Annotated in this window: 14 protein-coding genes; 9 read left to right on the forward strand and 5 right to left on the reverse strand. The window is 41.0% G+C overall.

What is annotated here, in order from left to right:
* From JWG45_RS06525 to JWG45_RS06540, 4 genes are all read left to right on the forward strand, one after another.
* Positions 1 to 2265: a ribonuclease R family protein gene (locus JWG45_RS06525; protein WP_205278943.1), complete on the forward strand. Its 2265-nt coding sequence runs from the start codon at positions 1 to 3 to the stop codon at positions 2263 to 2265.
* Positions 2266 to 2349: 84 nt separating this feature from the next.
* Positions 2350 to 2856, forward strand: a complete 507-nt coding sequence (locus tag JWG45_RS06530) for a hypothetical protein (protein ID WP_205278944.1) — start codon at positions 2350 to 2352, stop codon at positions 2854 to 2856.
* Between the two features lie 2 nt (positions 2857 to 2858).
* A complete protein-coding gene (locus tag JWG45_RS06535) occupies positions 2859 to 4475 on the forward strand; it encodes a GMC family oxidoreductase N-terminal domain-containing protein (protein WP_205278945.1) in 1617 nt (538 codons plus the stop codon).
* A 63-nt stretch (positions 4476 to 4538) separates the two neighbouring features.
* Positions 4539 to 6041, forward strand: a complete 1503-nt coding sequence (locus tag JWG45_RS06540) for a tetratricopeptide repeat protein (protein WP_205278946.1) — start codon at positions 4539 to 4541, stop codon at positions 6039 to 6041.
* On the opposite strand, the gene JWG45_RS06545 is transcribed toward JWG45_RS06540, so the two are convergent.
* The 4 genes from JWG45_RS06545 to JWG45_RS06560 are packed head-to-tail and all read right to left on the reverse strand — an operon-like array spanning position 6038 to position 8713.
* Positions 6038 to 6754 carry a type I 3-dehydroquinate dehydratase gene (locus JWG45_RS06545; protein WP_205278976.1) on the reverse strand — a complete coding sequence of 239 codons (717 nt, stop codon included), beginning with the start codon at positions 6752 to 6754 and terminating at the stop codon, positions 6038 to 6040. The two genes, JWG45_RS06540 and JWG45_RS06545, sit on opposite strands and share 4 nt — an antisense overlap.
* Before the next feature lie 4 nt (positions 6755 to 6758).
* Positions 6759 to 7727: a KpsF/GutQ family sugar-phosphate isomerase gene (locus tag JWG45_RS06550; RefSeq protein ID WP_205278947.1), complete on the reverse strand. Its 969-nt coding sequence runs from the start codon at positions 7725 to 7727 to the stop codon at positions 6759 to 6761.
* Positions 7711 to 8250, reverse strand: coding sequence for a UpxY family transcription antiterminator (locus JWG45_RS06555; RefSeq protein WP_205278948.1), 540 nt, complete (start codon positions 8248 to 8250; stop codon positions 7711 to 7713). Before JWG45_RS06555 ends, JWG45_RS06550 begins: the two co-directional genes overlap by 17 nt.
* Positions 8234 to 8713, reverse strand: a complete 480-nt coding sequence (locus JWG45_RS06560; RefSeq protein ID WP_205278949.1) for an LIC_10042 family TonB-like protein — start codon at positions 8711 to 8713, stop codon at positions 8234 to 8236. Before JWG45_RS06560 ends, JWG45_RS06555 begins: the two co-directional genes overlap by 17 nt.
* Before the next feature lie 167 nt (positions 8714 to 8880).
* Between JWG45_RS06560 and JWG45_RS06565 the strand changes: the two genes are divergently transcribed.
* The 5 genes from JWG45_RS06565 (at position 8881) to JWG45_RS06585 (ending at position 15121) form a co-directional block, all read left to right on the forward strand.
* On the forward strand, positions 8881 to 10101 hold the full coding sequence (locus JWG45_RS06565; RefSeq protein WP_205278950.1) for a DUF445 domain-containing protein: 1221 nt from the start codon (positions 8881 to 8883) through the stop codon (positions 10099 to 10101).
* A gap of 176 nt (positions 10102 to 10277) precedes the next feature.
* Positions 10278 to 11975: a methyl-accepting chemotaxis protein gene (locus JWG45_RS06570; protein WP_205278951.1), complete on the forward strand. Its 1698-nt coding sequence runs from the start codon at positions 10278 to 10280 to the stop codon at positions 11973 to 11975.
* 88 nt (positions 11976 to 12063) lie between these two features.
* A complete protein-coding gene (locus JWG45_RS06575; RefSeq protein WP_205278952.1) occupies positions 12064 to 12942 on the forward strand; it encodes a M50 family metallopeptidase in 879 nt (292 codons plus the stop codon).
* Positions 12939 to 13877, forward strand: a complete 939-nt coding sequence (locus tag JWG45_RS06580; protein WP_205278953.1) for a UDP-glucuronic acid decarboxylase family protein — start codon at positions 12939 to 12941, stop codon at positions 13875 to 13877. The genes JWG45_RS06575 and JWG45_RS06580 overlap by 4 nt, the downstream gene beginning before the upstream one ends.
* 74 nt (positions 13878 to 13951) lie before the next feature.
* Positions 13952 to 15121: a Re/Si-specific NAD(P)(+) transhydrogenase subunit alpha gene (locus tag JWG45_RS06585; RefSeq protein ID WP_205278954.1), complete on the forward strand. Its 1170-nt coding sequence runs from the start codon at positions 13952 to 13954 to the stop codon at positions 15119 to 15121.
* Here JWG45_RS06585 and JWG45_RS06590 read toward each other — a convergent pair.
* Positions 15080 to 15389: phosphatase PAP2 family protein (locus JWG45_RS06590; RefSeq protein ID WP_205278955.1), on the reverse strand; the 310-nt coding region annotated here is incomplete at its 5' end. The two genes, JWG45_RS06585 and JWG45_RS06590, sit on opposite strands and share 42 nt — an antisense overlap.

Genomic DNA, 15389 nt, shown 5'->3' on the forward strand with positions numbered 1-15389 from the left:
ATGAATAAAAAGAAAAAACAAACAAATCAAAAGAGGACAACTCCTCAACCGAAAAAGAAAACCCATTCTAAATCCGATAGAAATAGGAACGAAAGATCCTCCGGTAGATCGGATGGTTACAGAGAAAACGACGTTGGCAAAAGAATTCTTAAATATCTTCAATCCAGAGCAGGCTCTGTGATTTTATATAAGGATTTAACGGCAAAAATTCTCAGAGACGACAATCAAAATTCTTACGGTAAAAAAAGAGAGAAATGGCAGATCCAAGAAAGGGAAAGAGAGATCACCGAAGCCCTTCAACTTCTGGAAACCGAAGGATTGATTGAATTAGAAAAAAAGAATATAATCGTCAATTCCAATCAAAAACTTCAAGGAACTATTTCGATCAGCAAACGCGGCGACGGTTTTGTAAAGTTAGCTTCCGGGATGGAGATTTTTGTTCCGGGTCAATATACACAATCCGCGATTCAAGGTGATCTCGTAGAAGTCGAACCTTACGGAATTGGAAAGAAGGGACGTCTCGAAGGAGAAGTTTATGAGATTCTAAGACGGGGCCGCGATCTCTATCGAATGATCATCACTGAAAAAGATCCCAAGTTTATCTTCGGAAAACTTTTGGATATAGATGGTGAGGAAAAAGAAGGATATCTTCTTCGTAAAACGATTCTTACAGATCTCCAGGATGAAATTAAGTCCGGCGATGTTTTGATCGTTAAGTTGAAGGAAGACACGGAACAAGAAAGAAATCTTTACGAAGTTCAGTTTCTTAGATTCGAATCCGATACGAAGGAAGATTTGGATTTGATGAGAATGCTCATGAAATACAATTACAGCATTCTTTATCCGGAAAACATCACTCTTGAACTCCCCGAAGAAGTGGACGAAAGCAACGTGGAGGATTGGAAATCCAGAGTTGATCTGAGAGAACTTAAATGTATCACGATCGACGGAGAATATTCTAAAGATTTCGACGACGCTATCAGTTTTATTGAAGAAAAAAACAAAATTCGTTTCTTTGTTCACATAGCCGATGTTTCGTATTACGTGCGCTTGGGAACGGAACTCGACGAAGAAGCTTACAACCGTGCGACTTCCGTTTATGTAGGAAGTAGAGTGGTTCCTATGTTACCTCCGGAACTTTCCGAAAATCTCTGTTCGCTTGTCGCCGGAAAAAATCGTCTCGCATTTACAGTGGAGATGGAAGCGGATTGGAAAGGCAAAATCACAAGTGCGAAATTTTATAAAAGTGTGATCAAGGTCGCGGAACGTTACACATACAATCGCGCTGAAGCCGAAATTCTATCAGGAGATACGAAAAATTGGATTTATCGAATGAACGAATTCGCAAAAGCTCTTCGAGCCAAACGAGTGGAAAACGGACGAGTGGATCTGAATCTTAAGGAGAATAAGGTCGTCACCGATTCCGAGCATAATGTGATCGAAATAGCGGTTCAAGATCGCCTTCAGGCGCATATTCTCATCGAAGAATTTATGCTTTCCGCGAATATTAAAGTGGCGGAATTCATTCGGAAAAAGAAACAACCGACGCTCTACCGAGTTCATGAGCCTATGGACGATGAGAAAATCGAGTCTCTCAATGCATTCTTAAAATTGAATGGAATCAAAACTTTACTGAAAGATTCAAGTTACAAATCCATAAGCGCTGTTTTGAAAGATTTGGAAGGAAAGTCTGCGGAAAGACTCTTCAATATGTTTTTGTTGAGAACCTTTATGCAGGCCTATTACTCGGGTGAACATTTGGGTCATTGGGGGTTGGGTTTTGAAGACTATTGTCATTTCACATCTCCGATACGAAGATATCCGGATCTTATTTGCCACCGAGTCCTGCAAAACATTCTCCTTGGAAAAAAACCTTTATACACTCCGGACGATATGATCACGGCCGGACTTCATTGTTCTCATCAAGAAAGAAAAGCAACCGATTCGGAAAGAGATTATTACAAGTTAAAGGCTTGCAGATATTTGGAAAAAACCGGAATCAAAGAATTCTCAGCCACAATCACAGGCTGTAAACCGTTTCTTATTTTTGTGGATCTAGAAAATCCGACGGTCGATGCGTGTTTGCTTGCTTCCGAATTTACGGACGAGGGCGAAATTAGAATGGATACCGACTTTTCCTTTTATTCTAAGAAATTTACCAAGATTTATACGCTGGGTGATAAGGTCGAAGTGGAACTGGATCGGATCGATTACGAAGAAATAAAGATCTTCGTGAAAATGAAAAAATTCCAGAAGAAAGTATAGACAAAGAGATTCCTCTCCTGTACAACTGTTGGACAGTTGTTATATATAAAACCGTGGCCGCTGTTCGGCGTGCGGGAGGTGAACTTGGAGAAGTTTTTACAAGAACCGATTCCTCGGAGTCGTTTTCTAAAGCTCAGTCTGAAATTTATGGCAATCACGGCATTCGTTCTTCCGGGATTGACCGCTTGTTCCGCCGGATCGATTCCTCGTCTTCGCGGTTTGAAAGAGGATCACTATCTTTCCTTCAAATCGATCGGCGAGGTTTTTTTGAAAGGAAATCCAATCTCCGACTTCGATTTGGGTGTTGCGGTGGATGATTATATTTACGGTCATCCGACGCCGATCGATACGGAGGATGTACTTCTTCTATTAGGTTTGATTCCGTCTTCAAGACTTGCGGCCTTGGCCCTGGATTTTTCCTTTACCCCAATGACTGCTTTGAATGTGGAAGAAAGAGAGAAACGTCTTTTGTCTTGGAAGAATTCTTCCCTGAATTTGAAACGCGGTGCGTATTCTATCATGAGACAAATTTCATTTTTCCTCGTTTCAAAAGATAAACGAATCCAAAAATTAGCGGGATATGAGGCGTAAAGATGAGCGGAATTCCAGCAGCAAATGATAAAATCATAACTCCAAAGAAACACAAAGAAATTATCGAAAGAGAAAATATCCAAGACGGTACTTGGGAGCTAAAAACCGAAGCCGTTGTCATCGGTTCGGGCGCCGGTGGAGCCGTCGCCGCGGCGACGCTTGCGAAGAAAGGTTGGAAAGTTATTTTGATCGAAGAAGGTTCTTACTTCACTCCGGCACAATTTACGGGTGAAGAATTTATGGCCTCTGCAAGACTTTATCGCGACGCGGGCTTTATTGTTTCGGAAGAACAAACTCTCAGTATTCTTCAAGGAAGAACGGTGGGTGGCTCTACAACCGTTAATTGGCAGACGTCATTGTATCCGCCGGATTACGTTACTTCGGAATGGGATCAAAGGTTCGGTCTGAAGGGATATTCCAGAAAAGACATGGATCCTTACGTTTCTTCCGTTCATGAAAGGCTCGGCGTGCACCCGGTTCCTTCCAATCTAATCAATCCGAATAACAATACTTTGATGAAGGGCGGTAAGGCTTTGGGTCTTCATCCCGAAGTATTAAACAACAACAATCGAGGTTGTATCGGTTTAGGAAGATGCGGGTTGGGTTGCCCTATCAACGCAAAACAATCCATGTTTTTGACTTACATTCCCGATGCGATTGAGGCGGGAGCAACGGTGATCGCAAACATGAAGGCGAAAGTCATTCACGACGGAGCGACAAAAGTTGTGGTCGCCGAGTTTACTCCGGACGCGTATGAAAAAGCTCCGGATCAAGTAATTCAAAAGATAAAAATTTCGGCCCCCGTTGTAATCGTAAGCGCAGGCGCAATCGAAGGGCCCGCTCTTTTACAAAGATCCGGTTTAGGAAATGATTGGGTCGGAAGAAACTTAAAAGTGCATCCGACGAGTTCGATCTTCGCCATATTTGATGAAAAAATCAATATGTTCTCCGGACCCCCTCAGTCGGCGGTGATCAAAGACGGTCACAATCAAGACAACACAGGATACGGTTTTTGGTTAGAAGTCGCTCCTTTTCGTCCGACGTTAGCCGCTTCTTTGATACCATTCTACGGTCCTAAACAATTCGAGATGATCGAAAAGTATCCTAACATGAGCGCCGGGATTGTTCTTGTCCGAGACGGGGCCGATGGGGAAGCCAATGCTTCCGTAAAATGGTCTTTAGGTTCCAGAAAGGTTTATTTCGAACTCACACAAGGAGACGGCAAAAATATGCTCCGTGGCTTGAAAATGCTTGCCGAAGTTCAAGCGGCAGCGGGCGCTAAAGAATTGATTTTTCCGTTTCCTGATATGGAAGAACCCGTAAAGGTAGATCGTAATACCAAATTTGATTGGGTCTTGGAAAAAAAATTCAATCCGGGCAGTTTGATCGTCGGCTCGGCCCATCCCCATGGATCGATTCAGGCGGCAGATTCTCCTGAAAAAGGAGCCGTGGACCCAAGTTTGGAATTGTACGGTCACAAAAACATTTTCGTGATCGATGCGTCCGTATATCCGACCGGTCTTTCCGTAAACCCGCAGATTACGACGATGAGTTTTGCTTTGCGGGCTTCGGAAGAGCTTGCTTCTAAAAAGAAGGAAAAATTAGGAAATTTATTATAAACCGGGGTGGAGAGGGATTGCAAATTCACTTTTAAAAAAGACTTCCTCTCTGAAACTGGTCCTATGCACTTCCGGATTCTTCTTTTTTTCATTCTTTTCACTTTCGTTTTAGATCCGCTTTTTGCGGATCTAAAAGAAGGAAAGAAGGCTTATGCCCGAAAGGATTTTGCGAAGGCAATCGACGAGTTTCAAAAATTTAACAATGGAAATCCGTCCTCCGGCGAAGCCTGGATGTACATGGGTTACATTTACGAATATCGAAGGGATTATCCGAAATCGATTCAGAGTTTTAAAAAGGCAGTCAGTCTGAATCTTCCAAAAAAAGATCTCGTAAACTGTTATCAAAAGATCATTCTTTATTTTAATTATCAAAGGGATTATCACGAAGTAATCGCTTATTCAAATCGGGTTTTGAGAATCGATCCGGATCTAACCCACATTCAAAAAATTAGGGCTACAGCCGAGGAAAGGCTTTCTTCCGGTCACGTAGTTCATCATAAACCGAAACGAAATCCTGAAGAAGTCGAAACTTCCGGACCTAACTCGGAAGAGGACTATCAAAAAATTCTAAACAAGGAACCTGGGAATGAATCCGCAAGATGGAATCTTTCCTTGATCTATTCGAATCGTAAAGAATTTCAAAAGGCGGAAACTCTTTTGGAAGGGCTTGTGAAAGACCATCCGGAAAAACAGGATTACCTCTACAAATACGGAGTAATTCTGATTCGTAACGGAAAATATAAGGATGCTCTTCAAGTGTTGGATAAGCTCGAGAGTAAAATCGACGCCGGAAATTCAAAGATGCTCTATTATGCGAACTTGAACCAAGCGGTGGCGTATCATAAAATGAAACGTTACGAAGACGCGGCTAAATACTACAGAAAGTCTTATTCGGCAAATGCAACCGTTCAACCTCTAATCGGTTTGACAAAATTGAAGTATGAAGTGAAGGATTGCGAGAATTCCATAAAGACTGCGGAAAGAGCTTTGGAATTCGGCGAAAGAACTCACGAAATTAGAATGTATCTCGCTCTTTGCAAAATACAGAATAAAGAAGAAGCCGAAGGATATACAATTCTCAAAGAGATCGCTTCCAAGTTGGAAAAGGATAATCCCGAATTCAAAAATCTTCCCGACGTCTACAATGACGGCATTCTAAAATTAGCGCGCTATTATACAAACCACGGCGAATATGAGAAGGCTCTGAGATATTTTCATTCGGTACAATCAAGTGAAGAGGAGGAACGAGAATATCGTTTTTATCTCGGTAAAGCGTATTTTTATACCGGCAAAATTGATCAGGCGATTCTTATGTTGGAAAAGGTCGGAGGTTCGTCCGGAGCCTACTATCTTCTAGCAAAATGTTATGCGAACAAAGACGATCTTGAAAAGACCATGGAATACATCCGACTTGCGGCGAATATGAAACCTTCCATTTGGGCCACCGCCGCCGAAGAAAAGGAATTTGATCGTTTTAAAGGAAAGTCATCTTTTAAAAAATTCTTAGAATCCAAAGGATCGGAAAAAGATAAAAATTTCGATTCACAAGCCTTGGATAAAACCTAAGAAAAATCTACTTCTTTCCTAAGTTTTAGCAAAGATTTGAGATCTACTTGACCGGGCGCCTTGGGTTCGTCCAAACAACAATAAGTAAAAATAGATCCGAATAATTCCGGATAGACTCTGGAAAGAATTCCCATCGTTCCCATACAAATTCCTGTTAGGTGAATATCCTTATCTTCGTAATCGTTTGCAACGATGGAAAAGCCGGATAAAAAATCAGCGAGTTCTTTCACTGAACTCGGAAACACCGCAAACTTATAAATTAATGGAAGATTTCTTTCGTAATTTTTACCACTGAGATAGGAATCATTTTGAATCCAGTTTTTGATTTCTTGTTCTGATAAAATTCCATCGAATTTATGAACGGATCGGATCAAACCGAAACCTTTTTGCGCGAAAGTCTCAAAGAGTTCGTTTGACCGGTTTAACTCAAGATCTAAGTAGTGTTTTTGAATTTGCAGTCCGTCCGAGATTCTTTCAAAATCGATTTCGGATTCTTTTGACCGATGCATTTGATCCGTATCTCCGCTTTGTCTGTAAGTAAAGATACATTTCGCATTCAAACGATCGATTTGAGCCGTTAGTTTTTCTTTGAGAGCCTTAGGAGTAAAAAGGTCCAATCGTATTTCGATCCAATCGCTATGAGGGTGTTCTTTTAGATCGAAGAACTCATCTTCGCTGACGGTCAAAACGATTTGAAATTGTTTCCGAGTCACAGGTTTAAAGGCCTTTCTGCAAGAGATCGTGAATAGATACGATTCCAATCAAAACCTTTCGTTCGTCGATGATCGGGGCCACGGAGATCGGATTAGGCCGCGATTCCATTTGTTTGAGAACTTCGTATGCGTTTTCACCGGAAAGAAAAGCGATGGGATTTGAATTCATTAGTTCTTTGGCGGTAATTGAAGAATCCAGTCCGCCGTCTTTTAATTTTTTGCGAATGTCGAAATCGGTGATAATTCCCAAGAGCCGACCGGAAGCGTCCGTAACTCCGGTCGCACCTTGTCTTTTAACGGTGATTTCCGTTAAAATTTGTTCTAAGTTAGAATCCGGCGATACCTTCGCCAAATCCTTATCGCGACGCATAACGTCGTCTATTTTGAGACTGAGACGTTTTCCCAGTCTTCCCGCCGGATGATAAAGAGCGAAGTCCTCCTTTTTGAAGTCCTTGAGTTCCATAAGACACATCGCAATCGCGTCTCCTAGAATAAGCGCGATCGTAGTGCTGGAGGTCGGAGCCAATTCGAGAGGACAGGCTTCTTTTAGAACCGGCGTTATCAGAACTACATTCGATTCTTTAGCGAGTCTGGATTCGACGTTGGCGGTCATCGCGATTAACTTTGCTCCGATATTTTTGATCGTTGGAATTAAGTTGAGGAGCTCTTCACTTTCGCCGGATTTTCCGATTGCGATAACTACGTCATCGTTTGCGATGATTCCGGCGTCGCCATGAGCTGCATCGGCCGGATGAAGAAATATAGAGGGAGTCCCTGTCGAAGATAATGTGGAAGAAATTTTTTTACCGACGTCACCCGATTTACCCACGCCGATCACAATTAACTTTCCCTTTGATTGAAGAATGAGCTCGATCGCTTCTTTAATTGAAGGATCCAGATTCTTTCTAAAATACAAAATGGATTCTATTTCGGTGTCGATTGCTTTGGTTATTTTTTCAAAAATTGGGTCCAATATTTTCCTCCAGTCTCAACTTTTCAATATCCAGAGTCACTGAAGTCATTAAATTCATTCCCGGGAACTTGACTATAATCTGCTCTTGGTTTTTTCTTTGTATAATTTCGGCATTATATCCGGCGAAAGGTCCTTCTTTGATAAGAACCTTTTTGCCGGGGGAAAGTTTTTCCTGGATATCTATTTGGATTTTATCCGGAAAGGTTTCCAAAAAAGTTTTCACAAGTTGAAGATCCTCGTTCGGAATCACATAAGGTTTCCCCGCGTAGAAAACAAAATGATGCGCCCCCGGCAGTTGGAGAACTTTTACTCGATCTTCAAAAAAGGAAATTTTTACAAAAATATAAGAAGGATACATCGGCTCTTCCACGACCTTCCATCGATCCGACCATTTTTTCTTTTTCGAAATCAACGGTAAAAAACATTCAATCTTTCGTTCCTGAAAAAGTTTTTTAAGTTTTTTTTCAGCCCTTGGATTGGTATACAACGCATACCATTCGTTGTGATCAGAATTCTTTATCATCTACTTTAAACGAAACTGGAATGATTAAATTCGTTCCTTCTTTGAGATTGAACTTCCAGGTTTTCAGAGCTCTCTTAAATTCTATTTCAAAAACCGAATATTTACAAGGTTCTAACGTTTTGAAAATCTCGGCCTTACCGCCAGGTTTTATTTCTACTTCCCAAGAACAATCTGATTCCAATCTCTGTTCCAGGGCTCCCTGTGGAAAGTGGATTTCATTCTTAAATTTTTCAATTTCTCTCTGTATAGTTCCGGAATCGTTTCGATCTTCCAATTTATTTGATTTCGAATTCTTACCGGCCCCTTCGTTTGAAAACTCGAAAGTGAGGTGAGCGCTGCTTCCCTTTTTCAAAAAAATTCTAAAGTCGGATTTGACGGAAGAATCCGGATTATAGAATAAAAAAGATGTTAATATTAGAATGTGAAAAAGGCCTGAAATTAAAAAGGAAAGTTTTGTACTCACAACCCACTCTTTCGATATCGAATGAACAATTCTATAAACGGAACATCTTCCTCCAAGATACGATTCGATTATAACGAAACAAGCGAAATAAAAAATAGTTGTTTTAACTTTTCGGATCTGAATTCTTACGATACTTTTTAAGATCGTGTCATAATAGGATTTATAAGATGGAATTGCTTCGTGAGCATCCGCAACTGTTTGAGATAATTTCGATTTTATTCACTTGTTCCTTCGTGGGTTGGATCACCAATTACATAGCCGTTCAGATGATCTTCTATCCTAATGATTTTATTGGAATCGGCAATTTCGGATGGCAGGGAATCATTCCGAATCATGCTGTAAAAATGAGTAGTTTGATCGGAAAGGTTTTAACATCCAAAGTGGTCCGCCCACATGAATTGTATGAGAGGGTGGATCCTCATCAGATCAACGATTCGATTCGCGACATCGTAAGAGAAAAAGCGAAAGAAATCGTTCACGACGTAATCGTTGCAGAAAATCCGACTTTATGGTCTCTGCTTCCTAATTCTTTGAAGGAAGATTTGGAAAAAGAAATCCGATCTGAAATTCCGAAACAGATCGAACAGATTTATAAATCCTTTGGAAGAGAGCTTGATGAAGTTTTGGAACTGGATGAAATTATCCGTGTTTCCTTGAGCGGGAAGAATACTAAATTTCTAGTCGAGATGTTCATGCGGTGCGGCGGTCCTGAGTTTTCTTTTATCATTCGCTCCGGAATCTATTTTGGCTTTTTAATCGGATTGTTTCAAGTTGCGTTCATCAATTTTTTTAATCAGTGGTGGACAATGCCCATTATGGGAATCGCCGTTGGTTATTATACCAATTGGCTTGCAATTCTTATGATCTTTCGTCCCTTAAAGCCGAAACGATTTCTATTATTTCGGTATCAAGGTTTGTTCTTAAAAAGACAAAAAGAAGTTTCCAAGGAATTTGCCGCAGTTATCGCTTCTCGCGTCTTAAATCCAGAAAATTTAATCCGACTAATTTTTTTAGGCAAAGGAGGTGATCTGATCATTCAGCTCGTGATTGAAAAAGCGAAATTAATGACGGAAGATAAATTAAAAGAAAAGGCTCCTTTTGCCCCTCTTCTTTTTGGTTCCGAAAGAATCGATAATCTCAAGATAAAAATTGCTGATCACATTCTATGGATCATTCCACAAGTTGCGGATCGAATTCAAAGTTATATCACAGATTCGCTTCAAATTGAAAAAACTGTGGCAGATCGTTTAAGCGTGTTGCCGGCCGATGAATTTGAATCCTTATTACATTCAGTTTTTAAAGAAGATGAAATGACTTTGATTATTTTAGGAGCCTTAATGGGAGGTTTCGTTGGTCTTATTCAAGCCTATCTCGTTTTTATGTCTTAAATGAAATCCGATTCATCTAACCCTTTCGTATTATATTAGAAATTTCTTAAATAATTATTCGAAAATTTACCGTATTTCTTGCTGTTATAAAGAATGGTATCTTTTCCAATCGAAAATAAAATTCTCCTTTATAGGAACCATTCCTTTTTATGCGATGTAAATGTTAGGGTATTCGAATGAGAAAAAATCTTCCGGTCACAAATCGAGAAATTCAAATTCCTCCGAGTGCGGTATTAATTTCAAGAACCGATGTAAAGGGTAGAATTTCTTATGTTAGTCAAGATTTTGCGGAAATAAGCGGCTTTTCTGAAAAAGAAATGTTAGGCGAGCCGCATAATTTAATTCGTCACCCAGATGTTCCTCCGTTTGTTTATCGTGAAATGTGGGAAACGATTCTAGGAGGAGATCCTTGGAACGGAGTCGTAAAAAATCGCGCTAAGTCGGGCGATCACTATTGGGTAGACGCGACCATTACTCCGGTAATGAGCGACGGAATCGTAACCGGTTATATGTCCGTTCGCAAGAAAGCTTCCGCAAAACAAATTGCAAGGGCCGAGATTCTTTTTAGAGAATTGCAAAATACGGATTCGCTTGTCTGGAAATTTAAAGTTATCATCAAGTCCTTGCTCAAAAGGTTGGGTCTTGCAGGAAAAATTCTCATCTACAGTTTACTCGTTTTTGTTCCGCTTCTATTTGCGAATTTCGAATGGATTGGTAAAGGTGTTATTCTTCTTCCCTTGTTGGGAATCACTTGTGGTTCTTTCGGGATTATTCTTCTGATTCTTACTATCCTCGGGTATCGAAAGAGAATTCAAGAGATCATAAAAATTCAAAAGGAAATCGTAGCCGGAAATTTTTTGATAGAGATTCCCGCGAGAAGAGAATATTCCGAGGTGGCCGAAATTTATTCTACGCTAAGGGTTCTCGTGATCAGCATCTGGGGATTGTTGGTTCAAATCAAAGAGAATTTCGAAAAGAATAACGAGCTCTATAAATATCTTTCTTTATCTTCGGATAAATTTCAGTCAAGTACCCATTCTCAAGCGACTTCCGTTGAAGAAACTGCATCCGCTTCTCATGAGCTTTCCTCAACTTTGGAGGAAATCGTAAAATCGATTCAATTTCAGTCTTCGGGATTGGCGGCAATTAACGAAGGAATCGGAAAAGTCAACGAATCCATTCAAAACGTTTCGAAATCGATGGATACTCTTTCGACTCAAACGTCTTCTGTAAAACAGAAGGCGTCTCAAAGTGAAGAAACTTTCAGTAGAGCGATTCTTGCGATGGATGAGATTAAAGAATATTCGAACGGTATTTCCAAAATTATAGGAATCATTACCTCTATCTCCGAAAAAACGAATCTACTTGCGTTGAATGCTTCGATTGAATCTGCAAGAGCCGGGGAAGCCGGAAAAGGTTTTAGCGTAGTCGCAGAAGAAATTTCAAAACTTGCAGATCAAACTCGAAATTCCATCAAAGATATCGTAAGTCTGATCGGAAACACAACAAAAGCAGTGGATTTTGGTGCGGAAAAATTTCAAGAATCCTTATCGATCGTAAAGGAATTAACCGATTATATTGGTGAAGTGAATTCTTCCGCGACGATCGTAACCGCATCCTTGGCCGCTCAAGCCGAAAAATTAAATGAGATCCGAAAGAATACGGATCAGGTGAATCGACTCGGAGAAACAGTGACGGAATCCTCTCGCTTTCAAAAAGTGGCCTCCGATGAAATCGCATTGTCCATGCAGAATATCGCGGAGAACTCGGAGTCGATAGCAAAAACGTCCGAAGAGATCAAACTGACGGTCGACGAATCGGTTCATAAAGCGATCAAGTTGAAAGATATTCTGAAACATTTTAGAACGAATTGAATTCTAAAATAAACGAATCTATCAATTCTTAGAAGAAGCGGCTCATTTTACTTCTCCGGCTTTCCAATTTTGCCGATAATGAAAACGGATGGAGAATCGATTCCTAAGACTAACGATTTTTATTTCGATAGCGATTACGCTTTTTTCTTTTTGGGATCATCATCTTGTTCGTTACCTGAAAGATTTTATCGTTTTTATTCATGAGATAGGACACGCTATCGCAGCGCTTTTAACGGGCGGCACCGTACATGCGATCGAACTTCACGGAAACGAATCCGGAGAAACGATTGCGATTCCGAGTTCCGGAAAAGGTTCATTTATTTTTGTGGTTTCGGCCGGATATCTCGGTTCTTGTTTGATCGGCGGTTTTCTTTTGAACCGGGGTTTTTCAGGCAAAATGATCCGTCCGACTCTGATTTCTTTTGGAGCGATTCTTCTCCTTATGACGATCTCTTATTCGAAACCCGGTAACTTAGCACAGTATACCGGAATCCTCTGGGGTTTGGGCTTCGTTTTACTCGGATTTTTCAATCTTAAAATGAACCACTTTGTTTTGGTGTTTATCGGAACGAGTATCACTCTCTATAGTTTATACGATCTTTTAGATTTCACCGGTAACATCGTTTATACCGACGCCGGGATTATGGCGATGTGGATTACTGGCGCAAGCGCTTCTCAAAGCATTCCGAAATCAGTCATTGTCTTGGGATATTTGATTGCTCTCCTCTGGTCTTTTTTTAGCTTATCCATCATATTCGTCTCGGTGAAGAAAGTCTTCCAGTCCGGATCTCAGGATTCGGAATCGTTATTAGAAGAAGATTCTTTCCACTTTCCCGAGGGTGCAAATGCAGAAACTCCTTTTCCCGGAGATGTTACTCCGGAAGTTATGGAATGGTTTTTCAGTAAGGGACTCGATTTAAACGGAAAACCCTTGCCCGCTGAATTTTTGGAAAAAGAAGAACAATGAGCAAAAAAAGAATACTTATTACCGGTGGAGCCGGCTTTATCGGATCCCATCTTTGTAGCAAACTTTTAGATGAAGGCAACGAAGTTATCTGTCTTGATAACTTGCATACCGGAAGAAAGAAAAATATCGAAGAACTTTTCAAACATCCGAAATTCGAATTTATAAGACACGACGTCACGGATCCGATCAAACTGGAAGTGGATCAGATTTACAACATGGCTTGTCCAGCAAGTCCGGTTCACTATCAATCGAATGCGATCAAAACGATAAAGACAAATGTTCTTGGAATGATGAATATGCTCGGTCTTGCTAAAAGAGTGAAGGCAAGAATTCTTCAGGCATCCACGAGTGAGGTCTACGGGAATCCTTTGGAACATCCGCAAAAAGAGTCCTACTGGGGAAACGTAAATCCGATCGGAATCCGCAGTTGTTATGATGAGGGGAAACGCGTTGCTGAAACTCTTTGTTTTGATTATGAGAGGAATCACGATGTGGACATTAGAGTGATTCGTATTTTTAATACATACGGACCGAAGATGCTTCCCGACGACGGAAGGGTGGTCAGTAATTTTATTGTTCAAGCTCTCAAGAAAGAAGACATAACCATTTATGGAGACGGAGAGCAAACTCGTTCTTTTTGTTATGTGGATGATCTTGTAAACGGAATCATCCGCATGATGAATACCGAGGATTTTTCAGGTCCGGTTAACCTCGGAAACGATGGAGAATTTACGGTGAGAGACCTTGCGGAATTGGTTCTGAAAGAAACCGGCTCTTCTTCAAAAATCATTCTTAAACCTTTACCTCAGGACGATCCCGCACGAAGAAAACCGGACTTAACCCTTGCAAGAAAACACTTGGGTTTCGAACCAAAGGTCGCTCTCGTTGACGGAATTCGGAAAACGATCGAATACTTTAAAAATAACTTGGATTAAATTTACGCGAAGAAAATCTGGACGTACCTTAACGAAACGTGTCCGGAACACGCTTATATCACCGGGAATAAATTATGAATATTGGAATTCTAAAAGAAGCTAAAGAAGAAACAAGAGTATCCGTAACTCCTGACATCATCGATGCGTTAAAAAAGATCGGCGCTTCGGTTCTGGTGGAAAAGGGAGCCGGAGAACAGTCCTTTTATCATGATGAGGACTATAAGAAAGCGGGAGCCAGTCTCGTTTCTCGTCAAGATATCATCAGCAAATCTAATATCATTGTGAGTCTTCATCTAGCGGATCCTGCAACGCTCGCAAAAATTAAACCGGGAACAATCTATCTCGGAATGTTTCAGCCTGCTATGAATGCCCCAACGATTCAGAAACTTGCCTCTAAAAAAGTGGAAGTTCTCAGTTTGGATGCGATTGCCAGAATTACCAGAGCACAGTCTATGGACGTTCTTTCTTCTCAAGCGACGGTTGCCGGTTATAAGGCGGTAATTCTTGCGGCTTCTCATTTAGCCAGATTCTTCCCGATGCTCACAACAGCGGCCGGAACGATCACACCCGCTTCCGTGTTGATTATCGGAGCAGGTGTGGCGGGTCTTCAAGCGATAGCATCCTCCAGAAGACTGGGGGCGGTAGTCGATGTGTTCGATACTCGACCGGAAGTGAAAGAGCAGGTACAATCTCTCGGCGCAAAATTCGTCGAAGTGGAAGGCGCTCAGCATTCTGCGGCGGCTGGCGGTTACGCGGTGGAACAAACCGAAGAATACAAAAAGCGTCAGCAAGAAGCGATTGATAAATTTGCACAAAAAGCAGATGTAATCATCACAACAGCATTGATTCCGGGTAGAAAGGCTCCGCTTTTAATTACGAAAAAGATTGTGGATAATATGAAATCTGGTTCCGTAGTGGTCGACCTTGCTTCTTCTATGGGTGGAAACTGCGAATACACAAAGCACGGTCAAAACGTAGTAACTCCAAAAGGTGTTACAGTGATTGGTCATAAGAATCTGGCTGGATCGATTCCGAACGATGCATCAAAAATGTTTAGCAAGAACGTTCTTAACTTTTTGAAGTTGTTGATTAAAGAAAAGAAAATCAATCTGGACCTGAACGACGAAATTCTTTCATCCACAGCGATCACTCACGCTGGGGAAATTCGTCATAAGCTTACGTTAGATGCTCTTGGATCGAAATCAGGCGCAGCAAAACCTAAGAAAAGCGCTTCCAAGAAATAATCCCACTACACCGAAGATGGATCCTATGATCCATCCGCCGATCACATCGCTTACAAAGTGATGTAGAGAAAGCAACCTTCCGAATCCGGCTAAGAAACTGATAAGAATCAAGGCCGGAGAAAATTTAAATAAAAATACAAGAATTAAGACCGCTGTCATCGAGTTTGCGGCGTGTGCGGAAGGGAAAGAATGTTTCATATCCGGATTGGAATCAACTTTTCCGGCGACCGTGATCAAGGGCCGCTTTCTCGCGATTAGTTTTTTTAGG

This window comes from Leptospira ainlahdjerensis (assembly GCF_016919175.1).
Taxonomy (GTDB): Bacteria; Spirochaetota; Leptospiria; order Leptospirales; family Leptospiraceae; genus Leptospira; species Leptospira ainlahdjerensis.

What these genes read in the sequence shown, in the direction of transcription:
- JWG45_RS06555 (WP_205278948.1), bottom strand. Translation starts at nt 8,250, where the DNA reads ATGATAAAGAATTCTGATCACAACGAATGGTATGCGTTGTATACCAAT.
- JWG45_RS06570 (WP_205278951.1), top strand. Translation starts at nt 10,278, where the DNA reads ATGAGAAAAAATCTTCCGGTCACAAATCGAGAAATTCAAATTCCTCCG.
- JWG45_RS06585 (WP_205278954.1), top strand. Translation starts at nt 13,952, where the DNA reads ATGAATATTGGAATTCTAAAAGAAGCTAAAGAAGAAACAAGAGTATCC.
- JWG45_RS06540 (WP_205278946.1), top strand. Translation starts at nt 4,539, where the DNA reads ATGCACTTCCGGATTCTTCTTTTTTTCATTCTTTTCACTTTCGTTTTA.
- JWG45_RS06575 (WP_205278952.1), top strand. Translation starts at nt 12,064, where the DNA reads ATGGAGAATCGATTCCTAAGACTAACGATTTTTATTTCGATAGCGATT.
- JWG45_RS06525 (WP_205278943.1), top strand. Translation starts at nt 1, where the DNA reads ATGAATAAAAAGAAAAAACAAACAAATCAAAAGAGGACAACTCCTCAA.
- JWG45_RS06580 (WP_205278953.1), top strand. Translation starts at nt 12,939, where the DNA reads ATGAGCAAAAAAAGAATACTTATTACCGGTGGAGCCGGCTTTATCGGA.
- JWG45_RS06535 (WP_205278945.1), top strand. Translation starts at nt 2,859, where the DNA reads ATGAGCGGAATTCCAGCAGCAAATGATAAAATCATAACTCCAAAGAAA.
- JWG45_RS06565 (WP_205278950.1), top strand. Translation starts at nt 8,881, where the DNA reads ATGGAATTGCTTCGTGAGCATCCGCAACTGTTTGAGATAATTTCGATT.